We start from the raw sequence: 21,443 nt of genomic DNA on the forward strand, positions 1-21,443 counted from the left end.
GCGCGTATCTTGCACGACGTTATATTCACACCAGCAGAGTGGCGGGTACAGACAGTTGAGTAGACGCGTTGACCGACCAACACCATGTTCCCATCGAGAGCCAGGGGCGCCCTCGCTGTCTGCTCTCGGTAGACACTGGTCTCTTAGCACGAGCATCGTGACGTTCAAACATGATTTCTATCAACAGAATTCTTTTGCCTCCATGAAACCTCCTAGGTGTATGGGTTCTTCCATCCTCTCACCAGCAAGGGTACTGGAGGTGGTCGACACACTCGGGCCTCCCGGTACGCCATTGACGACTCCGGAAGTCGCCGCTGAGTTCGACTGTACCGACCGGACGGTCTACAACAAACTAGAGGAGCTCGTCGCGGAGGGGCCACTCAAAACGAAGAAGGTCGGCGCGCGCGGACGTGTGTGGTGGCGACCTGTCAGCAATGAAACGGAGGGTCCCAAGGAGGGTCCCAAGAACTTGAATGGGCCGCGAGAACGGGTTCGATCTCACCCCGTGTTTGACTCCGGGATGGTCGGCGTCATCGTCTGGGGGAGTGACTTCACCATCAGGGACGCGAACGACGCCTTCTTGGAAATGGCCGGTATGGAGTTCGAAGAGGCGTTGGGCACGTCGTGGCGTGACCTCACCCCCGAGGAGTTCTACCTGGACTCAGAGCGCCACATCGAGCAAGTCGAGGAGACTGGTAGCGGCGTCCCTTACGAAAAGCAGTACTACCACAGCGACGGTTCATGCTGGTGGGGGCTGTTCGAATCGCAGGTGCTGAACGACAGCGAGAAGGTAGAGTTTGTCATCGAAATCACCGACCGCAAGGAGAGCGAGGTAGCGCTCGAACGGCTCAACGACGCGTCGCGGGAGCTAATCAACACCAAGACAGAAACCATCGCTGACCGCGTTGCGTCGCTCGCACTCGCGATACTCGACGTCGAGTACGCCGCACTCTGGCGGTATGATGATCGGAGCGGGGACCTCGAAGAACACGCTGCCGACGCGGCCGGGGACGAAGACGCCGACGCGTTCGGTCTCCCATCCGAGATCTCCGATTGGGTCTGGCAGACGTTCATCGACACCGACGTCCACGTGCAGAACGATATCGGCGGCCAGATAGACGAGTCATCATCGTTACGAAGCTGCGCGTTCGTTCCGCTGGGCCGACACGGCGTCGTGACGTTCGGCTCGACGCAGGCCGACGCCTTCGACGAGCGCACGGTCGAGCTTGCAGAGACAACTGCCGCGACCGTCGAAACAGCGTGGAACCGGGCCCAAGGCGAACACCAGTTGAACGAGCGCAACGACGAGCTTGAACGTCTCGACAGGCTGAACGCGCTCATTCGGGGTGTCCATCAGCACCTGGTGGACGCCGACAGTCGCGAGACCATCGAACAGGCCGTCGTGGAGCAACTCGCCGACTCTGCCCTCTACGAATTCGCGTGGATTGGCGCGCGTGACCCGGGCACGGACACCGTCACACCCCGGGAGTGGGCCGGCGTCGACGACGGCTACCTCGATATGCTTTCGATTTCGACAGAGAGAACCGGCCTCAACGAGGATCCTATCGCCGCCGCCATACGAACGTCCGATCTACAGGTCGTCGCGGACGTCGCCATCGACCCACGTGCCGCACCGTGGCGCGAGGTCACGCTTGATCGCGGGGCGCGGTCCTGTATTTCGATCCCGCTCCGGTACAACAGATCGAAATACGGCGTGCTGACGGTGTACATTTCTAGTCCTCAGTCCGACGAGCGCGATCACGCCGTGCTCAAAGAGCTGGGAGAGACGATCGCCCACGCCATCGACGCCGTCGAGACCAAGCGGACACTACTGTCTGATAGCGTCACTGAACTCACGCTCGAAATCCACGACGGGGACGACGTACTCACCGCACTCGCCCAGGCGTCGGACTGCGAGATCACGTTCGACAGCCTCGTGCCCCTGCGCGACGGCGCGGCTCGCCTGTTCTTCGTGACGGAGGACGTGAGCGCCAAGGAGGTACTGGACGAGGCTCGACGCTTGCCGAGCATCGCCGAGGTAACGCTACTCCGTGAGGCGGAAACCGAGAGTGTCTTCGAGGCGACGGTCACTGGATCAACACTCGCATCACACGTCATCGAGAACGGCGGCCTCGTCCGCTCGCTCACCGTCACCGCTGAGATGACCACCGCCATCATCGACCAGCCTGCTGGTACGACCGTTCGGGAGTTTGTCGAGACGATACGGATTGAGTATCCGAGTGCTGACCTCGTGGCTCGGCACTCGCGCGACCGTCCAATCAGGACACGCGAGGATATGCGAACGGTCCTCTCGGAGCGACTTACGGACCGGCAACGCGAAATCCTCGAAACAGCGTACCGGAGTGGGTACTTCGAGTCTCCGCGCGTGCAAACCGGCAGGGACCTTTCGGAAGCGTTCGACATCACGCAGTCGACGTTCTCCCACCACCTCCGAGAGGGCGAGCGGCGGCTCTGTGAGCTAGTATTCGACTCGGCCTAACTACCTACTCTCGGCTATAACTCGGTCTGGAAACGCCGTTCCAGGACTCTCGGTGGCCAGCATCACTCGTGTGTCTTCTAGATAATACCCGTCGAGCCACGTCGTGACCGAAGAGGTTCGAGCATATGCTTTCCCTTCCGTGGCTTCAAGGGGCGTCCATGGCTTACCAAAGCGGAGGAATCATGAACGCTGAACGTCTCTCGTCAGAACTCTCATTAGACGACGTACTGGACGTGCTCGCGAACAGGTATCGACGTCGGCTCCTTCTCACCTTGATTGACCAGAATGACCAAGACGACGATACACAGGGTCCCGGCGACGTCACCATCGAGGACGAGGAATTAAATCTCCCTAAGATCCAGATGGTTCACACCCACTTACCGAAGCTTGAGGACATGGGGTTGATCGAGTGGAACCGGGACAGCAATGAGGTGAAGAAAGGTCCCAAGTTCGAGGACATCCGGCCGCTGCTTGAGTCGATGCGCGACCACGACAACCTCCCCGACGGCTGGTTCTGAGTCCTGTCACCGAGTTTGACTGGAACGCCGGAAGGTGCTGCCATGTGGCCGCATCTGTGACAGATTGACCCGCAAGTTCAGCTATACCGGACGGGGTGAGGTGATGTCGCCGTCCGTGCTGAATCCATCCTCTGTATCTAGCACACCATTCCTCACCGATGATTGGACGGTGTCTTCCAACTGCTGACTGGTTACTCTGGAAACGTCGGGACGTTCTCACTCAGCCCGTCCTAAACTGTCGCTAGTGGGAGTCGATTATAACGTTGTAATAGAGGGGGATCGCGTAAGCGACCCCCTCCATTTCGCAGAAATAGACGCAGAAATAGACGCACTCCACCGTAACCAACCTACAACTACCACCATGTGTCACCGGCAACGCGGTGTGAATCTCTTGTGGTGGTGCCGCCCGAGCGGGGGTTCTGCGAACCCCCGTGATTACAACGCTATAATCAGCGCCCTCCGTTTCCTCCTTCGTTCGCTTCGTGTGCTCGCATCCACCCGGCGAGGTCGGGGTGGGCGAACGTGATTTCGATGTGATGGCCACCGACACCCATTGCATCGTCCACACACAGCGTCCGTGACTCTTTGTAGGTCACGCCGGGCACACGCTCGGCCATCTCCTCCATCACCCGATAGCCGTCGTTCTTATACGCACAGCCATAGTGAGTCGCGACCTCTCGATAGCCCAGTCGAGCAACCATCACATCATTTGTCTTGGCGACGTTCTTCGCGTGCTCGAGGACGTTGAGGTACTTGTCTTCGACATGCTGACTCTCAGCGCGCTTTTCACGGAAGTTCACGAGTTCCGTGTTCTGTTCCGAACGCTGCACAGTCTCGAAGAGCTGGCGACCTGCATTAGTTGCTTCCGCAGCGAGGTTCGGCGAGTCGTCGTCAACACCCTCTTCAGTTTCGTAACCCCGCACGAGGTTGAATTATACGCGAGACCGACGCTCGCACCCGACTGTTCTTCTCTTCAGCGTCGATGAGGTTGTCGATGTCTGCTACCGAACTAAGAGGTTTGCTTGATTCGCTGCTAGATTTCAATAGGGGCAATTGCCGTTCGATATCAAAGTGAGAAGAAGAGAAGTGGGATGAATTCGCTATCTTGCTATTCTTCGGGCTGTGGTACTGTCACTGTCCACGGACTGAGATCCTCAACTGCAATGGAATACTCTCCAGCAGCGTCGAGTGTATACTGGAACGTTAGCTCCATACTTTTGCCCGGTTCGAGATCGATCCTCGTTGCCCGAACCACATTTGCATCCACGGTCATTTTCAGCACTTGGATCGTCTCATCGCTACCGCTGTTCGTGATGGTCCCAGTCACCTCGAACGGTTCACTACGTTCGACTGTGTCGGGCACATTGAACCCGTCAAACGCGAGCCACTCGAACTCCTCGGACTTTGGCATTACCTTGATGTTCCGAGAGGCAATTAGGTCATCCGACGATCGCCCGACGGCAACATCGTACGTTCCTGGTTCCTGGAACTGCGCTGAGAACTCAATCTGTTGTTCAGTCTGAGCAGGGATGCGCGCAAACTTTGTCTCCACAGCCTCTCCGCCGACGTAGAAATGTAGTTCCTCTCCACCAATCACGCTGCCATTATTTGTGACTTCGAGAAGGGCTGTAACCGACTCACTGGCCATCGATCTCTCGGGAACGATGAACGAGTCGTAGCCATACTCGGGGGCTTGTACCAAGGGAAATCGCGCTGATCTGTCCCCGTTGCTGGACGAAGACGAACGGCCTGTCCGCCGCCTTTGATCATAGACGCAATGAGAGTGTCTGCTGATTTGACGACGAATTCATCGATCACAATCGAGGTCGGGTTTGTGTTGAAATCGGCATCTGAGCCGTCCGTATAGACGGTAGCGATGTAAGGCCGACCCTGCCCTTCGAGGAAATCGAGCGGGATCTCGAGAGCACGCGGTGTTTCGTCGGTTCCACTCCCAATGTACCATTCGTCACCCTTTCTGCGTGCAAACGTCGCGTACTGGCCTATCTCTCCGTTGACGATCTTCGTCTCATCCCAATCCACGGGAACGTTCTCGATAAACTCGAACTCACCCAAGTCGTCGTAGTTTTCGGGAAGATCGGCAACCATTTGCTGCCCACTGAACATGATAACATAGAGGGCTAACTGCCGTGCTCGTGTGTTATGAACCCGAGTGTTGCCACCATATTTTGAATGCTTAACGTCGAAAATACCCTGATTGTAGTCAACTGGTCCACCAAGCATTCTCGTGAATGGTATCGTGAGAGTGTGCCCTGGAGGGTTTCCTTGGGAACTGGCGTTTTCGTACTCGAGACCGCGAACACCCTCCTGACTCATTAGATTCGGGAACGTGCGTCGTTTCCCCGTTGGTTTGACTGGCTCGTGGATATTGAGCATGAGCTCGTGCTTGGCTGCCGTCCGTGCAACGTGTTGATAATGATTCACCATTACCTGCGAATGATGCGGATAGAGTTTACCATCTATGAGCATCCCTTCGGCACTCACGTATCCAAGTTTCGCTGACGGAATTTCGAGATCCGCATAATAACTATAGGCCTGCTCCAACTGATTCTCGTAGTTTTCCACCCCGCCACCGGTTTCGTTATGAATCACCACATCTACTGGTGGATCCTGTTCGTGGCCGTACTGTACGACTTCTTCAAGATCATACTGCTCGGTGGAGTCGATAAAGTCGAAGGTATATGGCGGATTACTCCACTGATCGAACCCATTCTCCCAACCGGCGTTCCAGCCTTCGACGAGCAAGTTTCCGATTCCATGCTCGCTGGCGAATTCGATGTATCGCTTTGCGTTCTCCGTTGTTGCACCTACATCAGGACCGGGCGCCCAGCTTGCCTTTCCGATGTGCATCTCCCACCAGATCCCCATATACTTCGACGGGTTGATCCAGGAGGAGTCTTCGATCTCTGAGGGCTCGTTCAGGTTGAGCACGAGTTTGGACTCAACAAGATCACTGGGTTTTTCTCCGATGGTTAGCGTTCGCCACGGCGAAGCATGCGGCGTCTCTGCTTTTACCTTCGTACCATCTGGGAGAGGGACGAGGGTCGACTCAAAGACGGACGGGCAATCACCGGCTCGGGTAACGGTCATCCCCGCGTAATCGGTGAGATTGGCTTCATGAAGACTCATATAGAGGCCGTCGTCGACTTTCATTGTCAGGGGTGTATTGGCCCCATCGACCTCGGTCCCCACATCGGGGGTGGATTTGATTCCGCTGAGTGGGGTCTCTTGGTAGATATATTCGTAACTCTCGTAATCATCAGGGATCCACCAGCAGGTGTAGTCGTCTGCGAATCGGAACTCCGTCCGTTCGTTCGTGATTGCGAATTCGTCTAGATTCTCTTGTTCTGGAAAGATGTACCGAAACGCGACGCCATCGTTGTAGGCACGAAACAGAAGTGTTAGTGACCGCTTCGGGCCGTTCTGTTCTTTCAATCCAACAGCGAGTTCATTGTAGTGGTTTCGTATCGAGTCAGTGGTTCCCCAAACAGGTTTCCAGGTCGTATCCTGACTTTGCCGCCGGACGCCCGTGACCGACATACGATCTTCGAGCGGCGCTGCATCTTCAAAGTGGAATCCGAGAGACGACTGCTCGACGAGTGTGCGGCCAGCAGAACTTACAGAGTATGTCGGACTGCTATTGTCCAGTGTGAATGTGATCTGTATGTTGCCATTAGGGGATGTGACGTGTTGAGTCGAGTTCCTCTTTTGGTTCTCAATTGCGGACTTGTTCGCAGCCGTGACGTTAGGCGTAATGCCTGCCGCTATGGCTCCAGCAGTGGCTAAAAATTTTCTCCGGGGAAAAATCTTGGCCGCTAATGGATCGGTGTCTTTCGAGTTGGGTGACATCGATTATCACGTGAGATAGCTGCACGTATATAACTCCTCATCAAGTACTTGTTGAAGATTTCAGCAGACTACAGCGCCACCCATGGGTGATAGAATTTGAACGACATCGGTACCGAGTTGCGCAATCTTCAGAACGTTCGACTGTTCTTGGCGGTTGTGTTCATACCTTTATCAATAGATGGTCCCTACACTGGCACCAATGACGAGAACGAACGATATCGATCTCACAAAAAAGCTAACCACTTTCGGGTTTTCGGAAAAGGAGATCGACGCGTATCTCGCTTTACTAAGTCATGGAGAAGCCACTGTGAGTACTCTCTCTGAAGATGCGGACGTCTCTCAGCAAGGAGTGTACAACATTACCGAGCGACTCGAGAATCGGGGCTTGGTTCAGGTGAATAGTCACGCTTCGCCTACGACGATTCGAGCGGTCCCGCCAGCTACGGCAATGGCGAAATTATCTGCGGAAATCGAGTCTATAACGCCAACATTGGAGAAACGTTTTACTGAATCTCAGCGTCAGGATCCCGAGGTTCAAATGATAAAGTCTCGGAAGACCATTCTCAAGCGGACAAAAAATGCAATCTCCCAGGCTCAAAACGAGGTTATTCTTGCAATCCCGGAATCTCTCTATCCGGAGGTAGAATCGGAACTCAAAGATGCAATTGATCGGGAAGCGTTTGTACTTCTGTTAATTAGTGGAATGAACGCGCTCGATGAGGATGTACGTCAGTTCGAAGGGTCCGCTGACGTCATTCATTACTGGGAGGAAAGTGTGCCGTTCCTCTATACGGTTGATGATCAGACAGCGCTCATCGGAAAAGCCGATGTCGTTTCAAGCGAACAGACTGACGACGATGCCGTCGAAGTTTCGCGATCGATGCTCACGGGAACTGTACTTGGTACCTATCTTGGAACCTTCTGGCCGGCTTCCACTGAGGTATTCGTACGAGATCCGTATCCTCTTCCGCGGACGTTTGACTGGTTTCGGCAGGCGGTTCTCCATGCGGCCCTACACATGAAGGAAGGCACCGATCTCTGGGCAGATATTGAGGTCGAAAATGGAACTATGATATCTGGACCGATAAGCGACATCCGACAAGGGCTTGTTACCCCTCTGAGCAATGAGTTTTCACTGGAGACTAGCATTGTTGTTGAGACTGACGAAGGGGAAGTAAGCGTCGGTGGCCCAACTGCGTTCATCGAGGACTACGAAGCCCAATTCGTGACGTTTCGAGAGAACAGTTGAAAGGACACTCAAACCTGCTATTCGAGAGCTATGTCAAGAGTGGAAATGTCTCGACTCCCCTATTACATCCAATCTCCCCTAAATTTGTGACGAGCAAGCCTATCCCCTGATGTGCTCGAATCGGTCATCAGGGATTACAACGCGATCAGAGCCAAGATTCGAGAGTCGCTGTGACCGAGAACTCCCGAAATTCTACAGGTTGATCCTTTAGTGTGACCTCAGCCTGATTGACCGACTGACGGCAAAAAGTGACCGTCGTTGAGCTCGGCGACAATCTTTGTTTCTGTACCGTTGAGTTGGACCTTCAGACTGGGAGCAAGCGTTCCACCAAAGAGTTCTTTTTGCTCTTCTGGTGGAAGATAACCCACCTCGTCGAGGCTGATCGAACCGCGAGACGTATCGTCGAGGCCACGGAAGTTCTCGAAGCTTTCGACCAAGATGTTGTCTCCTTGGGGCATCGCAAGCCACGAATACGCTTGGAATGGTGCTTCTTCGGGATTTGCAATAACTAATCCACTATCGTTGAGCGGTTCGTAGTCACCATACAGGGAATCGCCCACAAATCCGTACAGGGCATCAGGACCGCTCAGACCGGGCGCAAACGTGAACTTATGGCTGATGGTGAACAGATACCACTTGCCCTCGTTAAACACGAAGTGAGGACGCTCAAGCTGTTGGTTAGTCCCGATTGCTTCCATTACCGGCGGCAATAGTTCCCACTCGGTCAACTCGTCATTCGTCGCTCGCATGACGCCGATGTTTCCGTTGAAACTTTTCGGGTCGCTTGGATCCTTACTTCCAGTTGGCGTGTTCGCCTCGAATACGACAAGGTCTTCACCCGTTTCGGGATGCTTGAAATACCACGGGTCACGGAACGCATAGACGATACCTTGCTCCCGAGACTGCTCGAGAGTCTGGTACATCTCACCGTCGGGCGTACCCATGATGGCGTGCTCTTGGTCGCCAGTTAGTTCGACGCCCTTCGGACCCGTTTCGATCGAAGCACCGATGCCCACTGCGGGTCGCTGTCGGAACTCCGGTTCGGGACTGACAGCCGTGTAAAAGTGATAAATCTGCTCTTCGGTCTGATCATACATCGCAGAGCCGGCCCATTGATGATGACCGAGTGGAGCATCGAATACCTCACCTCCTTCTTTCCAATTCTTACCGTTCCGCGAGTAAAAGTACCGGATAGTCGCTGCATTGTGGCGGGCACCTGGAACGAGGTCGTTGGGTGCTGTGAGTGAGAAGACGATTTGCCACCCATCAATTTTCACAATAGACCCATCACGAGTCCGGAGCGGCCACGTGTCCCAGATCCAATACTGATCGGAGATTGAGTTTGGATTGTCACTGATCACCGGTGCAGTGGTAGCATCAGTCAGCTCGATTTGCTCTGCTTCTGAGCGTGTCCATTGATCGGTACTGCCTGTTTCAACGGCAGCCACTGAGCCACTTATCGATGAGAGACCTAGACTGGCGACACCAAGGCCTGCGGCTGTTTTCATGAACCTTCGGCGGTTTGTTTTCGGCGAGTCGTTTTCGTTTACCATCGCAACAAAATATTTAATCTACTTATTGAATAAGTTTCTGGCGAGAATTTTGATTATAGAGATAACGATGCTTACGAATGTTATCTAACAAATTTACTAACACTGCGACTCAATAATACAATTGATGAATTGTTAATATTATATGCCATTTTGACATGGCTAGTAAATGAAAAATCTCAGTAAAATGCGATACGTCCGTAGCGCGCCGAGAACTTGAAGCAGCTTGGAGAGTACTTTGTCCCGTGAACAAGTCAACCGATTAATCAGGTCGAAGAGTGACCGACGTCGCTTCGTAATCTTCCAAAATCGTATTTTGTCCCCCAACACTTACCTCGCCTGCATCTGTCTCAATGTAGAGACTTGTTTCCAATGTATGTTCGTTCGTCGGTGGTTCGATGAGTGCCTGACGGATTTGGCTCACTGTCCCGGAGATCGTCTGTCCATCGGTCGTTTCGATATCCGCCCAGAGGTCCACCCCTGACTTCTGATGCAGTCGTGCATGAAGGACGGCCTGCCAAAACCACTCGAACGTTTTCGGGAACGAATCTGGTTCAGTGACGAAGACTTCCTCTCCTGCCAGCCAATAGGCGCTAAAGAACATTCCCCGAACAGAACCTGCTAAGTGTTGTTCCGAGACTGCGACACCGTCGCCGCGATCGTGAGTTCCAGACAATAATTGAGCATCGCCTATCAAAACTGACTGAGTCGTCCGATGTTTTCTTGACTGGCTATCCGTAGCAAACAGGAATAGGACATTTTCGCTCCAACAACGAACAACATCCGCGGCACCTCTATACCGATTTCGTGCTTCCTCAAGATTATCCACGTCTTGGACGAGAAGGAATACAAGGAGGTCTCGCTCGACCGCATCTTTTAGCTCTGATTCAATCTCTGGGTAAATATGTTCGGGAATTGCAACGATGACTTCTCTTTGGGCTTTCGAGATGGCATCTCGCAGTCGTTTGATTGCGGTTTTTTGCGACTTTACCATCTTCAGCTCGGGAGTCTGGGGTTCTGTGTCGTTAAACCGCTCTTCGAGAACCGGTGTTATCGAATCTATCCGACCTGCGAGAGTTGCCATCGATTCATCTGGTGGTATGGCACGAATTGTCTTCGGTGACGCGTGATCGTTAACACGAACTAATCCACGGTCTTCCAATCGATCAGTGATGGAGTATACTGCTTGCTGTGTGACGTCAGCGTCTTCTGAAATGGTACCCGTGGTTGCTTCGCCTCGCTCTAGCAGAGTGAGATAGACATCGATCTCTTTATTTGAAAATCCGAACTCACCCAGCTCTTCTCTAAGCATCTCGTCTTTTGACTCACCGTACCCAGACATTATACTGGTAATTGAGACTCAAAGATGATTTGGCTGTTCATTCGTGTGAAGTCGTCTGGAGAGTAAATGACCACATCTCTATCGGCGAATACTCTTGTGAAATCACGTGCCGTTGGTGAACTCCATAGAAATCGTCGTTCACAGAAAATCGCTACTGGTGGCAGCACCGAACGATGTTGACAAGAAAAACGTCGACACGATCATGGCCGAGATTGTCGTCCTTGAAGATCCGATTCTCGATCGCGATAGTGAACTGATTACACTGTCGTAATCTGCTTGAGCCGCCCAGTGTAATCAGCTAAACTGCTTCTTTCCTTCTCTTCAGGCCGCGAAGAGAAGAAGGAGCAATTACACCCCACAGTAGCCAACCGTTCATTCCACCATCAGAGGGGGTGCAAGTTGCACCCCCTCCTCATCTCTTGGGGATCGTCGATTACGGTCGGTGGCTCGATGGTGATTACGACACCGTAATCTCCTCCGTGATGCTCTCGTCTTCGTCGGACGTAATCGGTGCTGCCGACGAGAGGACATCAAACTCTTCGTCAGCGTTTTCTCTCACCGTGTCTGTGTCTGCCTGATCGTCAGTACCGTCGTTGCTTCTCTGGTTGTTGGTATCCGCGTCTTCGTCCACAGTGCTGACGTGCTCCGTCTGTTCTGCAAAAAACGACTCCCATTCGTCTTCGTCAGCCACGAGGATATTTTTCTCGTTGCGGTGTTTCAGCGTGACAAGATTGTTGTCGTCCTCGGGGTCAGACGTCTCGTTCTGGCTCGTTCCTCGTGCCACGAACTCCATGACACGGCGCACCGTGTTTGGGTTGGTGTCGAGACCGTGTTCGTCGAGGATCTGTTTAACGAGCCATGACGGGAGTCGCATCTTCCCGTGGCCTCGTCGTGCACGCTCGTGGAAGGCCGCCCAGACGAAGGTTGCACGTTCTTTGTTCTTCGAGAGCTCGTGATTTCCGGTCTTCCGAGCGGCTGTATCCCGTTGAATCTGCAGCTGGTTTCCTGTGCCATCGAGATCGAGCACGTCGCTCACGTCGACCTCACCGCGTTCGAGATCGTCGATGCGTTGGTCTTGATCGTCCAATCGTTCACCGTGTCGTGCAACGGCTTTGCCGAGTGGATAGGGACCAACCCAAAGATTTGCTGCTTTCTTCGCTTCTCCACGCCACTCGACAGAGGCTTGGTTTGTGACCTGCTCCTCAAGTTCGTTGATTCGCTCGTCTTTCTCGGCGACTTCCTGCTCGAGATCCTGAATGCGGTCGGTGAGTGTCTGAACGTGCTTAGCGAGGTCGCTGATCGAGACATCGTTGTCATCGAGAACACTGGACGCTCCGAACGTGGTGGGGTTACTCATTGGCAGGCACCTCCACTGTGACCGTAGTGTCCTCTGCTGGCGTTGAGAGACGCGGCAGGTGAGCAATGGTAGTGAGCATGCCGATACAACGGGTAGTCGTGTCTGTGGCGGTGTGGGTGAACTCGAGAACAGTCATGGCAGAATCGGGCTGACTGGTGCAGTGGAAGGTGGGATACTGTAGTTCGTCCTGTGCCGTCGTGGTGATCGGTGGTGCCGTCAGAACGAGATACGGTCCACAGCGTGTCGGTGGGTTCGTCGCTTTGACCGTACAGATCGTCCGTGGCAACTCTGTCGTGGTGATGCGAACGCGGTCACTCGGTGAGAGGTGTGCAACGAGCGAGTTAGCATCGCGAGGATTCAACGGCGTCGGCGCATACCCACTCACGCCTGCTCACCTCCATTTGGATTGACAATGCACTCGACCGTCGCATAGGTACGCAACCACGCATACGAGCCGGAGGGGGTGCGTCCGTAATGATCGAGGTCGGCCTCGGTGTACTCGTACTCGTCGTAGTAGTGGTACTGCAGCCGATACAGATCGTTCGACGGCGTGGCGACGTACAGGACGTGCTCACCTGGCTCGGGACCACGACAGGAGAGTGTGGGTTCTGAATGCTCACACTGATAGACGATGCCGGTGAGCGTGCGCTTCTGGGTGTGGATTTGGACTGGATCCGTGCACTCCAGCGCGAGAATTGTCTGCTGGTCGGTCATTGCTCGGCCTCCCGTTTTTGGCGAAGGCGCTGACAGAGCTGGCAGGGTGCGTACTGATCGTCTTGTGCCTCTGTGCGCGTGCAATAGGCGAGTGGGTTGTCGGTCTGCAGCGTACAGAGTGAGTGGTTGTCCGCATCGAGTTCGTGATACGCGAAGGCGTCGCCTACAAATTGATCGACGATAGCGACCGTCTCATCGGCAGGATACGGGTCGGCAGTGATGCGCTGGTCGCGTTCGGCATCGGTGAGGTTGCTTGTGAACTGGGTGTTACAGTAATGGGAGTCAGTGATCTTCACCGCGTAGGTGCCACAGTCCGGACAGCGTTCGAATGTGCTCTCGATCTCCTCGGGGGTGATCGAAGTGGACGTGCGGGTCACCGTCCATCACTGCCGATGGCTGTTGCTCTCCAGAGAGGGCGTTCGGTGGGGTGCATCTACGCAGGCACCTCAGTTGTGGTGTGGGTGGTGGCGTCAATGCCGTAGCACCGTTCGAGGATGTGCTGGTAGTGTCTGCGAGTTTCTGTGTGGGCTTCGCCCGGTGGTGTCGAGGGGAGCTTGGGATTGCCCGTTTTGGTGGTGGCGACCGAGCGATAGGTGTCGGTGTCCTCGGGGATTTGGAAGCCCTCCTCGTCGTAGTCGATCGGGCAGCGGCGTTCGAAGAATCGCTGGCAGTCCGGCGTGGCGTAGATGCAGTACAGGGAGGGTTCTTTGTTGGTGGTCTTGGTTCGGGTTTCAAAGCCCACGCGGAGTTCGACGAGGTACGCACGGGTGATTGGCTCGTCGGTAGTGGGCGTGGGTTGGTCTGGATCCTGGGCGGCGGTGTCGGGTGTGGGTTCGAGGCGTTTGACGGGGTGGAAGACTTTTTCGCCGAATTGGGCCTCGAGGGAGAGGAGCCCGCCGTTGGGTTTCTCGTCGAAGGACGCCATTAGTCGAGTCCTCCGAAAATGGGTGGTTGGTAGTCGATGCGTTTTTCTACGGAAAGGGTATTGCTAGTCATGCTTCTGTGACCTCAGAAGCGCGGTCGGGTGTGCCACCACCCGGCCAGAGTTTCTGACCATCCACGCTTCTATACTCTGTTTGTAGCGCCATCTTAATAAGCGTTACTTAGTAACGGACTACAGAAATACGTTGGAAATTACTAAGTAATTCTGCACGAAAGGACTAATGAGGTGACGGAATGAGTACTATAGTAACTGTGGTTAATGAAGAGTTTAGCCCCTCCGAGAATCAGGAGGTTGTTCTGCAAGTCTTCAAAGACGAACAGCGGGTTAACCCACTTCGAATAAGAGATGTTACAGGTCTAGAAAAACAGCGCGTTAACGATGCACTTGGAAGTCTGGTCGATGCAGGCTGGATTCGACGTGTGAATCGAGGTCTTTACGAATTTGTAGAAGACCCTCGGGAATAGTTCATATTCAGTTTCTACTTGATGTCGATATCTCGATAACTAAATCATAGTAAGTGACCTATTTCTGTTCGTCTGTAACGTCGCCGCGAGAAGCTGTTCGACCTGGGAGACGTCGCTTCAACCCTACTACGGTTCGTCTGTAACATTTCTGCCTTCGACCGACTCAACCCCTACGAGGCGGCTTCAACCCTACTACGGTTCGTCTGTAACGGAGAGTACGCCGATAGCGTCGACGCGATACACGAGGCTTCAACCCTACTACGGTTCGTCTGTAACTTTCCTGTTCGAGATCCTTAGGCCACTCCACAAGTCGCTTCAACCCTACTACGGTTCGTCTGTAACCATGATGCCGCGAAAACAGCCTTCTCGGGAAGAGCTTCAACCCTACTACGGTTCGTCTGTAACAACAGCATCTCGAAAACGTCGGCCATGTCATCGAAGGCTTCAACCCTACTACGGTTCGTCTGTAACGACGTTGATTTCCTCGGCGGTCTCCTCGTCGTAGACGCTTCAACCCTACTACGGTTCGTCTGTAACGCGATCAAGCCACGATACAGGCGATTCAGACCAGCTTCAACCCTACTACGGTTCGTCTGTAACCGGAGTATCTGTTAGACGACGGCGTGCTACGAATCCAGCTTCAACCCTACTACGGTTCGTCTGTAACAATCGGCAATCAAGAAGAATCTCGTCACCGACGAAATTGCTTCAACCCTACTACGGTTCGTCTGTAACTGGAGAGACACACGGGGAATCAAGTGGACTCCGAGCTTCAACCCTACTACGGTTCGTCTGTAACTATCGTATTCTCAGCGACAATGTTACTCATCCTGCTTCAACCCTACTACGGTTCGTCTGTAACGCACTCGTCCACGCGGTATGGACGTCCTCGACGAGGCTTCAACCCTACTACGGTTCGTCTGTAACCGGATGCGAGCGTAGAGGATCGGTTCCTATGAGCGGCTTCAACCCTACTACGGTTCGTCTGTAACCCGCATCCCCGCTGCGATGACGCGGCGAATTCGCTGCTTCAACCCTACTACGGTTCGTCTGTAACATGCGACGGATGCATGGGATGCGGCATTTGAGTTGCTTCAACCCTACTACGGTTCGTCTGTAACCTGTGCGATAAATGCTGGTGTGCACGCGCGGGTTCGCTTCAACCCTACTACGGTTCGTCTGTAACCATCGTGTTCACCGAGGTCTTTGAGCATCTCCGGGTGCTTCAACCCTACTACGGTTCGTCTGTAACACCAACTTCAACAACCGCCGTTTGTCCATCGTCAACAAGCTTCAACCCTACTACGGTTCGTCTGTAACAGGACGCGTCCACGTTCCCCGAGTGGACGCCCGAGGCTTCAACCCTACTACGGTTCGTCTGTAACCCATCGCGAGGCTACGGAAACAACTGGAAAAAGAGGCTTCAACCCTACTACGGTTCGTCTGTAACTATTCGTCAGTCATTGATCGGGTCCTCGTATTCGTGGCTTCAACCCTACTACGGTTCGTCTGTAACGATTAGAGAGAAGATAAAACTCGCCTTGAGTCTGGGAGCTTCAACCCTACTACGGTTCGTCTGTAACCATGCCCAATTTCGGACACTCACCGGCTCTTCTCACTGTTCACACTTGGTCGTTTCCGTCGACCGCCAATACCCCATGAACCCCCGGGGGGTCGACGGGCGACTTAAAGAAACCGTGCGTCGTCGGTGGGGTCCTCACCGACAACCATTCGATCAACGTACTTCTCCGAGCTCATTCGGTAGATGATCGCTGACTCGTCGGACTTGAGTGTTTCACGTGTCTTGTTCTGAATCGTCTCGAGGTCGCCTTCTGTTACTTCTCCCTCGAAAACGGAGTTTTGGACGTGCGTGAGGTACTTCCGGAGGAAGTTTAGCATGAGACGTGTCCGATCTGCCTGCATATCGTAGACAACAACGATGTAAACCATCTCACCACCACCGTTTGAACGAGATGTAGGCTTCGCCAGTGAGCAAGTGTTTCTTGAGTTTGTACGCTTCTATGCGAAGCAAGTACTGGTAGCTCACGTTTCGATCCAATCGTGGATGTTCGACCGTTTCCTCTAACGACTCTTCGAACGCTTTCGAGAACGTTTGCCGACCTGATTCGGTCAGTAAACATGAGTTGAGATCGGTCTCAAAATCGTCTGTCGTAAGCTGATTTCGATTGAGAAGCCGGAAGATAACACGGTCGGCGAGAAGGGGTTTGAACAGGTCGGCGATATCGAGGGCGAGTGAGTACCGCCGTTCACCGGGTTCGTGGAGGTAGCTCACCGCAGGGTCGAGTGCGGTCGCACGGATCGCTGAGACGACGTTCGCGTAGACGAGCGAATTGGCGAACGAAATGAGGCTGTTCGTCTCGTTATCCGGTGGATTGTAGCGACGACCGTCGAAAACGAATCCATCGGGGAGAATGGCGTCGAACGTCGAGTAATAGGCGCGCCGTGCCGTTGCTTCGACGCCCATCGTCTCCGCCACGTCGGTTGTTTCCGCAAGGCGGTCGCGTGTGTCTGCAAGCGTGGTTAGAATGCTATCAAAATCGTGCCCACGTCGATTGTAGTACGAAACGTTTGACCGCATATTGTGAATACTACCGGCAACGAATTTCCGCGCTAAATCAACGCGATGACCCGGATCATCGTATGCTCGTACCTGCTCAACTAACGTGCGACCGGACGTCTGACCGCGCTTTGGCATGACTGATCCTGCATAGTAGTCGTTCCAACCAAAGATATGGAGTGCAACGCCGTGTTTGTTGAGGAACGAAACTAACCGCGTGTTGTAATCGATTTGGCCGTGCAAGTAGACGGCTTCTGCCTTCTCGATTGGGAGATATTTCTTCTCGCCGTCGAGCGTGACGAGTCGCACAGTATCGTTGTGCCGTTCGAGACATCCATCGCTGAAAATGTGGTAATTCCTGTCCATCTTAACAGCTCCAACAAAAGTCGTGATACGCACACGAATCGCAGACTGGTTTCTCGGTCGCAGACGGTGGCGAATCGCTCGTGACGACATCGTACACGCCGCGAATCGCGTTCTCGACTCGTTCCGATTCTTCTTCACCTAGTTCCACGTCTTCGCGTTTTCGCTCCGTGGGATGGGCGAGAACTCCCGATTTCTCGACACCGACGACGTGTTTCAGATACCAGAGATAGTAGAGTAACTGGAGTTTGGCAGGTTCAACAAGTGCCGACGACGGTTTAACCTCCATCACGCGCCCGTCGTCCAGCACGTCGATAGCGATGGTCCCATCGATTGAAACGTGTTTGCGCTTGTCCGCGTACGCCGTCTCATCGACGTTCGTTCCGCGAACGACTGCTGCGTTTCCACGGTCAATTTCGACGTGTCGACTATGGAACCAGAGCTCTCGCTTACAGACGACGTAGTACTGCATCATCACGCCAGTTACTCGGAACTCCTCGGGAGATGCATCGTCCCGAGCAGTTTGCAGGAGCAGTTCGACAGGGTCGGGAGCGCTCATAGGAACCGATCCTCTACGCTCGCATCCGGAACGACGAATCCGGTAGTCGCATCGAAATATTCTTCGAATTCGTAGGAGTCAGGACGTAGCACGCGAACGTCGTTCTCCTCTTCTTGGCCTCCGAGCGGCGGGAGGTTGGTGACCTGTCTGAACTCCTCCGAATCCTCGTCGTAAATCGGAATCGACACCCGAAGTGGTTTCGTTTCGTCCACCAATCGTTTGACCGCGTCGTAATCGTAGTCGTCGTATGCCTCTTCGAGATCGTTTACGAGTTCCACATCGTCGCTCGTGAGACAGATAATCACGTCGATACATCGGGTGCTATCGATGAGCGATAGCCGACCGAGTGACTCTGCGTCGGCGGTATCGACGTACTCAACGTACTCCGCTTTCCCTACATCTTTGTCCTCGTGAAGACGCTCATAGTAGCTCTCGACAGCCTGTCGAGAAACGTCTTGTTCGGCCAACTGGCCGTCGTCGTTTCGCACCTCATCCAAAGCCGCAGCAGTAACTGGGAGAAGGGTCTCACCTCCCTTGTCGTAGACTGCCACTGCTGGGGTACAATCTTGCTCGTCCGGTTCGGCAAGCCACCATACTGTGACGTCGCCATACTCTTGTTCGAATGATCGATTACAGCGACCTGCGGCCTGTACGATACTATCGATTGGTGCAATGTCTCGATAGACCGCCTCGAAACTGAAATCAACACCAGCCTCTACAAGTTGCGTGGTAACTGCGACGACTTGCACACCTTCCTCACGAAGCATCTTGATTATTCGAACGAGAGCTAGCCTATCGGTCGGCCGAAGACGAGTCGAGAGGTGAACGAACGGTCGCTTATCGGAACCGCAGATCTTCGCAATGGTTCGCGCGAGTGGATTCGACGCCCCCTCTTGGAGCACGTCGAAATACTGCTTTGCAATATCGGTCGTTTCTACGCGCTCGGTGACTTCCTCGGTTAACTTTCGCGCGCTGTCGATAGTGTTGCAGATTGCGAGCGTTGCAGTCCCTTCCTGAATTTCGACTGCGAGTTCACGGGCCGCAGGTTCGTAATCGAGTGGCGTCTCATCTCCGGCAAGAAACCCCTCGACAGAATCGTGAAGTCGGTACCGAACGCGCTCGGCAACCGAGAAATATTCGTCCATGTTACTGACCAGCGACATGGCGTTTCCAGATTCCTCAAACAGTTTCGGCTGCGTCGCTGTCATCGCAATCACAGTCGCATCATATTGATCAGTGAGTACATTGACCAATCGTGGGACGAGTTTCCACCAGTCGAGTGGCAATGATTGGGGTTCGTCGAGGACGATAACACTGTCACGAAGTGCCGGAAGTTTCATCGACTGGGTGTTTCGTGGCCCAGCGAGACTTTCGAATAGTTGGACAAACGTTGTCACCGTGAGTCCCGAACGCCAGCTTTCACCAAGCATTCCGGCAACGTCGTCATTCAAATCAGCCGCGTCGTAGCCACCATCCTCGTCAGCATCGTCTTTTGGGTTAAATTGAGTTTCCGCGAGATGGTGGTGAACCGCGAGGAGGCCATCAGTTCCGTCCGTTCCGAACACGTTTCGTGTTTCTTCCGCGACTTGGTCGATGATGCTCGTAAACGGTAGTGCATAGACCACTCGGTCACTGTCAGTTTCATCACGAATTGCGAGCGCGGCACTCAGCCCCGACAGCGTTTTTCCCATTCCCGTCGGCAGAGTAATCGTCGCTACGTTCGTCTTGCTTTCCACGAATTCGGGGACGCTTTCGAGGATATCCGTGCGAGCCTTGGAGCGATAGTAGTCAAGTCGTTCGCTCCGACTCCCCTTTCTGTCGGCGTTTGCGTCGGATTCAATGTCACCGATGTAGGTGTCGAGCGTTTCCAGTTCGGGTGCCGTCGGCTCGTAAACCGACTCTCGTTCCGGTGCGCCCGCAGCACTCGTCTTGTCCGCGAGAACCAGCGACCCCCAACACTCCAGCACGAGTCCGTAAAAGTCGGGCGTGACGAACTCTGGATTGATACGTGTCCCGCCGAGCGCATCCGTGACGTGGTTTGCGACCTCTTGGAACAACTGTTTTCCCGTCCTTGCTCCCGTACACGACTGGACGAACGTCCCCCACGAATCGTCCGTTTCGGTTGCCTCCTCAAAGACTCGTCGCGCGAGTTTCGGAGCGTTTCGATCGATGTCGTCCACTTTCTCCGCTATCGAGTCAAGTCGGTTCGTACCGTCGAACTGATTTGATTTGTTGTGGACAAATGTGGCGATTTGGGGAAGCCGACCGTGGTGCTTTGCGACTGCGACGAACCCCGCGAGACAAGTTTGGGTTGAATACCCCGATTCCCGAAGAACGAAATATGCGGCGAATGCACCGAGTGGCGAGTGATACCGATTCTGTGGCGGGGGATTCCGTTGACTATCGTCGATGTACTGCTGAAACCACGTCGTCGCCTTTCCAAAGTCGTGGACAAGTGCGAGTTTTTTGACCACATCTACGAGCGACTCCCCGCTCGGTGTCGCCGCCTCCTCGGGAACTATCCACTCAACCCGATCTCGAACGTCGTGCAAATGATGAAGGAGATGAACCGCCGAGTGCCCGTCCCCTGCTGGATGCGAGTTCCGAACCTCTACGTCGGGAGCCATATTAGACGAACATCACCGTCTTTTCACCGACGACAGCCGTCTCGGGGTCTCGAACCGTCAGGGGCCCAGCGTCGGGATTGTAGGCGTAGCTGGTGAACCCAGTCGTCGTTCGTCCGCCCGAATCAGCGGTCATGAACGCTGGCGACTCCTCAACTTGGCATCGTGTCTCCGTCTCGGGGACCACTCGATCGACAGCGTTCGGAACCGCCGAATCGACCGATACGAGACCATCCGTGGGGCCAACTTCGACAGCTTCGATACCGTGATACTCAAGTTCAGCGAGATGTTCCGAGAGGCCCAAACTCGGGACGTAATGTGACCGACCGTCCTCCAACATCGTCGCTAACTCCTCGAAGCGATCGCCGTTCTCGAGCCAGACGTACAGCCGATAAGCTGGGTCGACGAGTACTTCGTAGTTGTGCTGCTGGCGAAGCTTTGTCGGATCGGGAAGTTTCACGCTCAGCTTCCCGCGTGAGTTCAACGACTGCATCGCCTCATTGGCCGTCGAAAGCGTGTTCATCGGCATGTTCACGGTTCGAAGCGGTTCGACGGGTTCGACTGCAACCGCCGATTTTTCGGGTGCAAACAGATCGTAGTAGTCGTCCCGTCCGATGCCGAGAACGGCGGCGAGCAAGCCCGCGACCGTGGTTCGTGGGATGACGCGATAGGTTTGCTTGACGATATTCCCCTCGATACGGCGGAAGTGCCCCCATGGTCCACGAACCGTAACCGAGAGGCATCGCGGCGGAACATTATCACTATCGCTGTCCGAGGGGAGGTTGTCCCACGCGGAGAGTGTTTCCTGTGTCACG

At 54.2% G+C, this 21,443-nt stretch carries 18 protein-coding genes and 1 CRISPR repeat array; of the genes, 4 read left to right on the plus strand and 14 right to left on the minus strand.

Annotated features, from left to right (window positions below):
* The first annotated feature begins 220 nt into the window (after positions 1–220).
* Both B208_RS0121005 and B208_RS0121010 read left to right on the plus strand, forming a co-directional pair.
* Entirely contained in the window at positions 221–2,500 is a 2,280-nt protein-coding gene (locus tag B208_RS0121005) for a bacterio-opsin activator domain-containing protein (protein WP_232423904.1), read from the plus strand.
* A 182-nt stretch (positions 2,501–2,682) separates the two neighbouring features.
* On the plus strand, positions 2,683–3,018 hold the full coding sequence (locus B208_RS0121010; protein ID WP_026177994.1) for a hypothetical protein: 336 nt from the start codon (positions 2,683–2,685) through the stop codon (positions 3,016–3,018).
* Between the two features lie 449 nt (positions 3,019–3,467).
* On the opposite strand, the gene B208_RS0121015 is transcribed toward B208_RS0121010, so the two are convergent.
* The 3 genes from B208_RS0121015 to B208_RS0121025 form a co-directional block, all read right to left on the minus strand.
* Positions 3,468–3,848 carry a hypothetical protein gene (locus B208_RS0121015; protein ID WP_232423905.1) on the minus strand — a complete coding sequence of 127 codons (381 nt, stop codon included), beginning with the start codon at positions 3,846–3,848 and terminating at the stop codon, positions 3,468–3,470.
* A 278-nt stretch (positions 3,849–4,126) separates the two neighbouring features.
* Positions 4,127–4,666 (minus strand): COG1361 family protein, encoded by a 540-nt coding sequence (locus tag B208_RS0121020; protein ID WP_232423906.1) that lies wholly within the window; start codon positions 4,664–4,666, stop codon positions 4,127–4,129.
* Positions 4,612–6,885, minus strand: coding sequence for a glycoside hydrolase family 97 protein (locus B208_RS0121025; protein WP_232423907.1), 2,274 nt, complete (start codon positions 6,883–6,885; stop codon positions 4,612–4,614). Before B208_RS0121025 ends, B208_RS0121020 begins: the two co-directional genes overlap by 55 nt.
* Positions 6,886–7,084: 199 nt before the next feature.
* On the opposite strand from B208_RS0121025, the gene B208_RS0121030 reads away from it, so the two are divergent.
* On the plus strand, positions 7,085–8,134 hold the full coding sequence (locus tag B208_RS0121030) for a TrmB family transcriptional regulator (RefSeq protein WP_007975923.1): 1,050 nt from the start codon (positions 7,085–7,087) through the stop codon (positions 8,132–8,134).
* 218 nt (positions 8,135–8,352) lie between these two features.
* Here the strand turns inward: B208_RS0121030 and B208_RS0121035 are convergent, their stop codons facing one another.
* The 6 genes from B208_RS0121035 to B208_RS0121070 all read right to left on the minus strand — a co-directional run bounded on the left by B208_RS0121035 (position 8,353) and on the right by B208_RS0121070 (position 14,022).
* Positions 8,353–9,642 (minus strand): glycoside hydrolase family 68 protein, encoded by a 1,290-nt coding sequence (locus tag B208_RS0121035; RefSeq protein WP_018129132.1) that lies wholly within the window; start codon positions 9,640–9,642, stop codon positions 8,353–8,355.
* A 304-nt stretch (positions 9,643–9,946) separates the two neighbouring features.
* The gene (locus B208_RS0121045; protein WP_026177996.1) at positions 9,947–11,026 is read right to left on the minus strand and encodes a TrmB family transcriptional regulator; all 1,080 of its coding nucleotides are present in this window, start codon (positions 11,024–11,026) and stop codon (positions 9,947–9,949) included.
* A 457-nt stretch (positions 11,027–11,483) separates the two neighbouring features.
* Positions 11,484–12,383, minus strand: a complete 900-nt coding sequence (locus B208_RS0121055) for a hypothetical protein (RefSeq protein ID WP_007975928.1) — start codon at positions 12,381–12,383, stop codon at positions 11,484–11,486.
* Between the two features lie 381 nt (positions 12,384–12,764).
* Positions 12,765–13,097 (minus strand): hypothetical protein, encoded by a 333-nt coding sequence (locus B208_RS0121060; RefSeq protein ID WP_007975929.1) that lies wholly within the window; start codon positions 13,095–13,097, stop codon positions 12,765–12,767.
* Positions 13,094–13,474, minus strand: coding sequence for a hypothetical protein (locus tag B208_RS0121065; protein ID WP_007975931.1), 381 nt, complete (start codon positions 13,472–13,474; stop codon positions 13,094–13,096). Before B208_RS0121065 ends, B208_RS0121060 begins: the two co-directional genes overlap by 4 nt.
* 56 nt (positions 13,475–13,530) lie before the next feature.
* On the minus strand, positions 13,531–14,022 hold the full coding sequence (locus B208_RS0121070) for a hypothetical protein (protein WP_007975933.1): 492 nt from the start codon (positions 14,020–14,022) through the stop codon (positions 13,531–13,533).
* A 251-nt stretch (positions 14,023–14,273) separates the two neighbouring features.
* Between B208_RS0121070 and B208_RS23470 the strand changes: the two genes are divergently transcribed.
* Positions 14,274–14,504: a MarR family transcriptional regulator gene (locus B208_RS23470; protein WP_198292389.1), complete on the plus strand. Its 231-nt coding sequence runs from the start codon at positions 14,274–14,276 to the stop codon at positions 14,502–14,504.
* A gap of 114 nt (positions 14,505–14,618) precedes the next feature.
* Positions 14,619–16,087: a CRISPR direct-repeat array (repeat unit 30 nt; unit sequence GCTTCAACCCTACTACGGTTCGTCTGTAAC).
* Between the two features lie 103 nt (positions 16,088–16,190).
* Here B208_RS23470 and cas2 read toward each other — a convergent pair.
* The 5 genes from cas2 to cas5b are packed head-to-tail and all read right to left on the minus strand — an operon-like array spanning position 16,191 to position 21,442.
* Positions 16,191–16,454: a CRISPR-associated endonuclease Cas2 gene (cas2, locus tag B208_RS0121075; RefSeq protein ID WP_026177997.1), complete on the minus strand. Its 264-nt coding sequence runs from the start codon at positions 16,452–16,454 to the stop codon at positions 16,191–16,193.
* Between the two features lies 1 nt (position 16,455).
* Entirely contained in the window at positions 16,456–17,448 is a 993-nt protein-coding gene (cas1b, locus tag B208_RS0121080) for a type I-B CRISPR-associated endonuclease Cas1b (protein WP_026177998.1), read from the minus strand.
* A gap of 1 nt (position 17,449) precedes the next feature.
* Positions 17,450–18,004 (minus strand): CRISPR-associated protein Cas4, encoded by a 555-nt coding sequence (cas4, locus tag B208_RS0121085; RefSeq protein WP_026177999.1) that lies wholly within the window; start codon positions 18,002–18,004, stop codon positions 17,450–17,452.
* A complete protein-coding gene (locus tag B208_RS0121090) occupies positions 18,001–20,631 on the minus strand; it encodes a CRISPR-associated endonuclease Cas3'' (RefSeq protein ID WP_007982332.1) in 2,631 nt (876 codons plus the stop codon). Before B208_RS0121090 ends, cas4 begins: the two co-directional genes overlap by 4 nt.
* A 1-nt stretch (position 20,632) precedes the next feature.
* Positions 20,633–21,442 (minus strand): type I-B CRISPR-associated protein Cas5b, encoded by an 810-nt coding sequence (gene cas5b, locus B208_RS0121095; protein WP_026178000.1) that lies wholly within the window; start codon positions 21,440–21,442, stop codon positions 20,633–20,635.
* Position 21,443 lies beyond the last annotated feature (1 nt).

The sequence above is a fragment of the Haladaptatus paucihalophilus DX253 genome (assembly GCF_000376445.1).
Lineage (GTDB): Archaea > Halobacteriota > Halobacteria > Halobacteriales > Haladaptataceae > Haladaptatus > Haladaptatus paucihalophilus.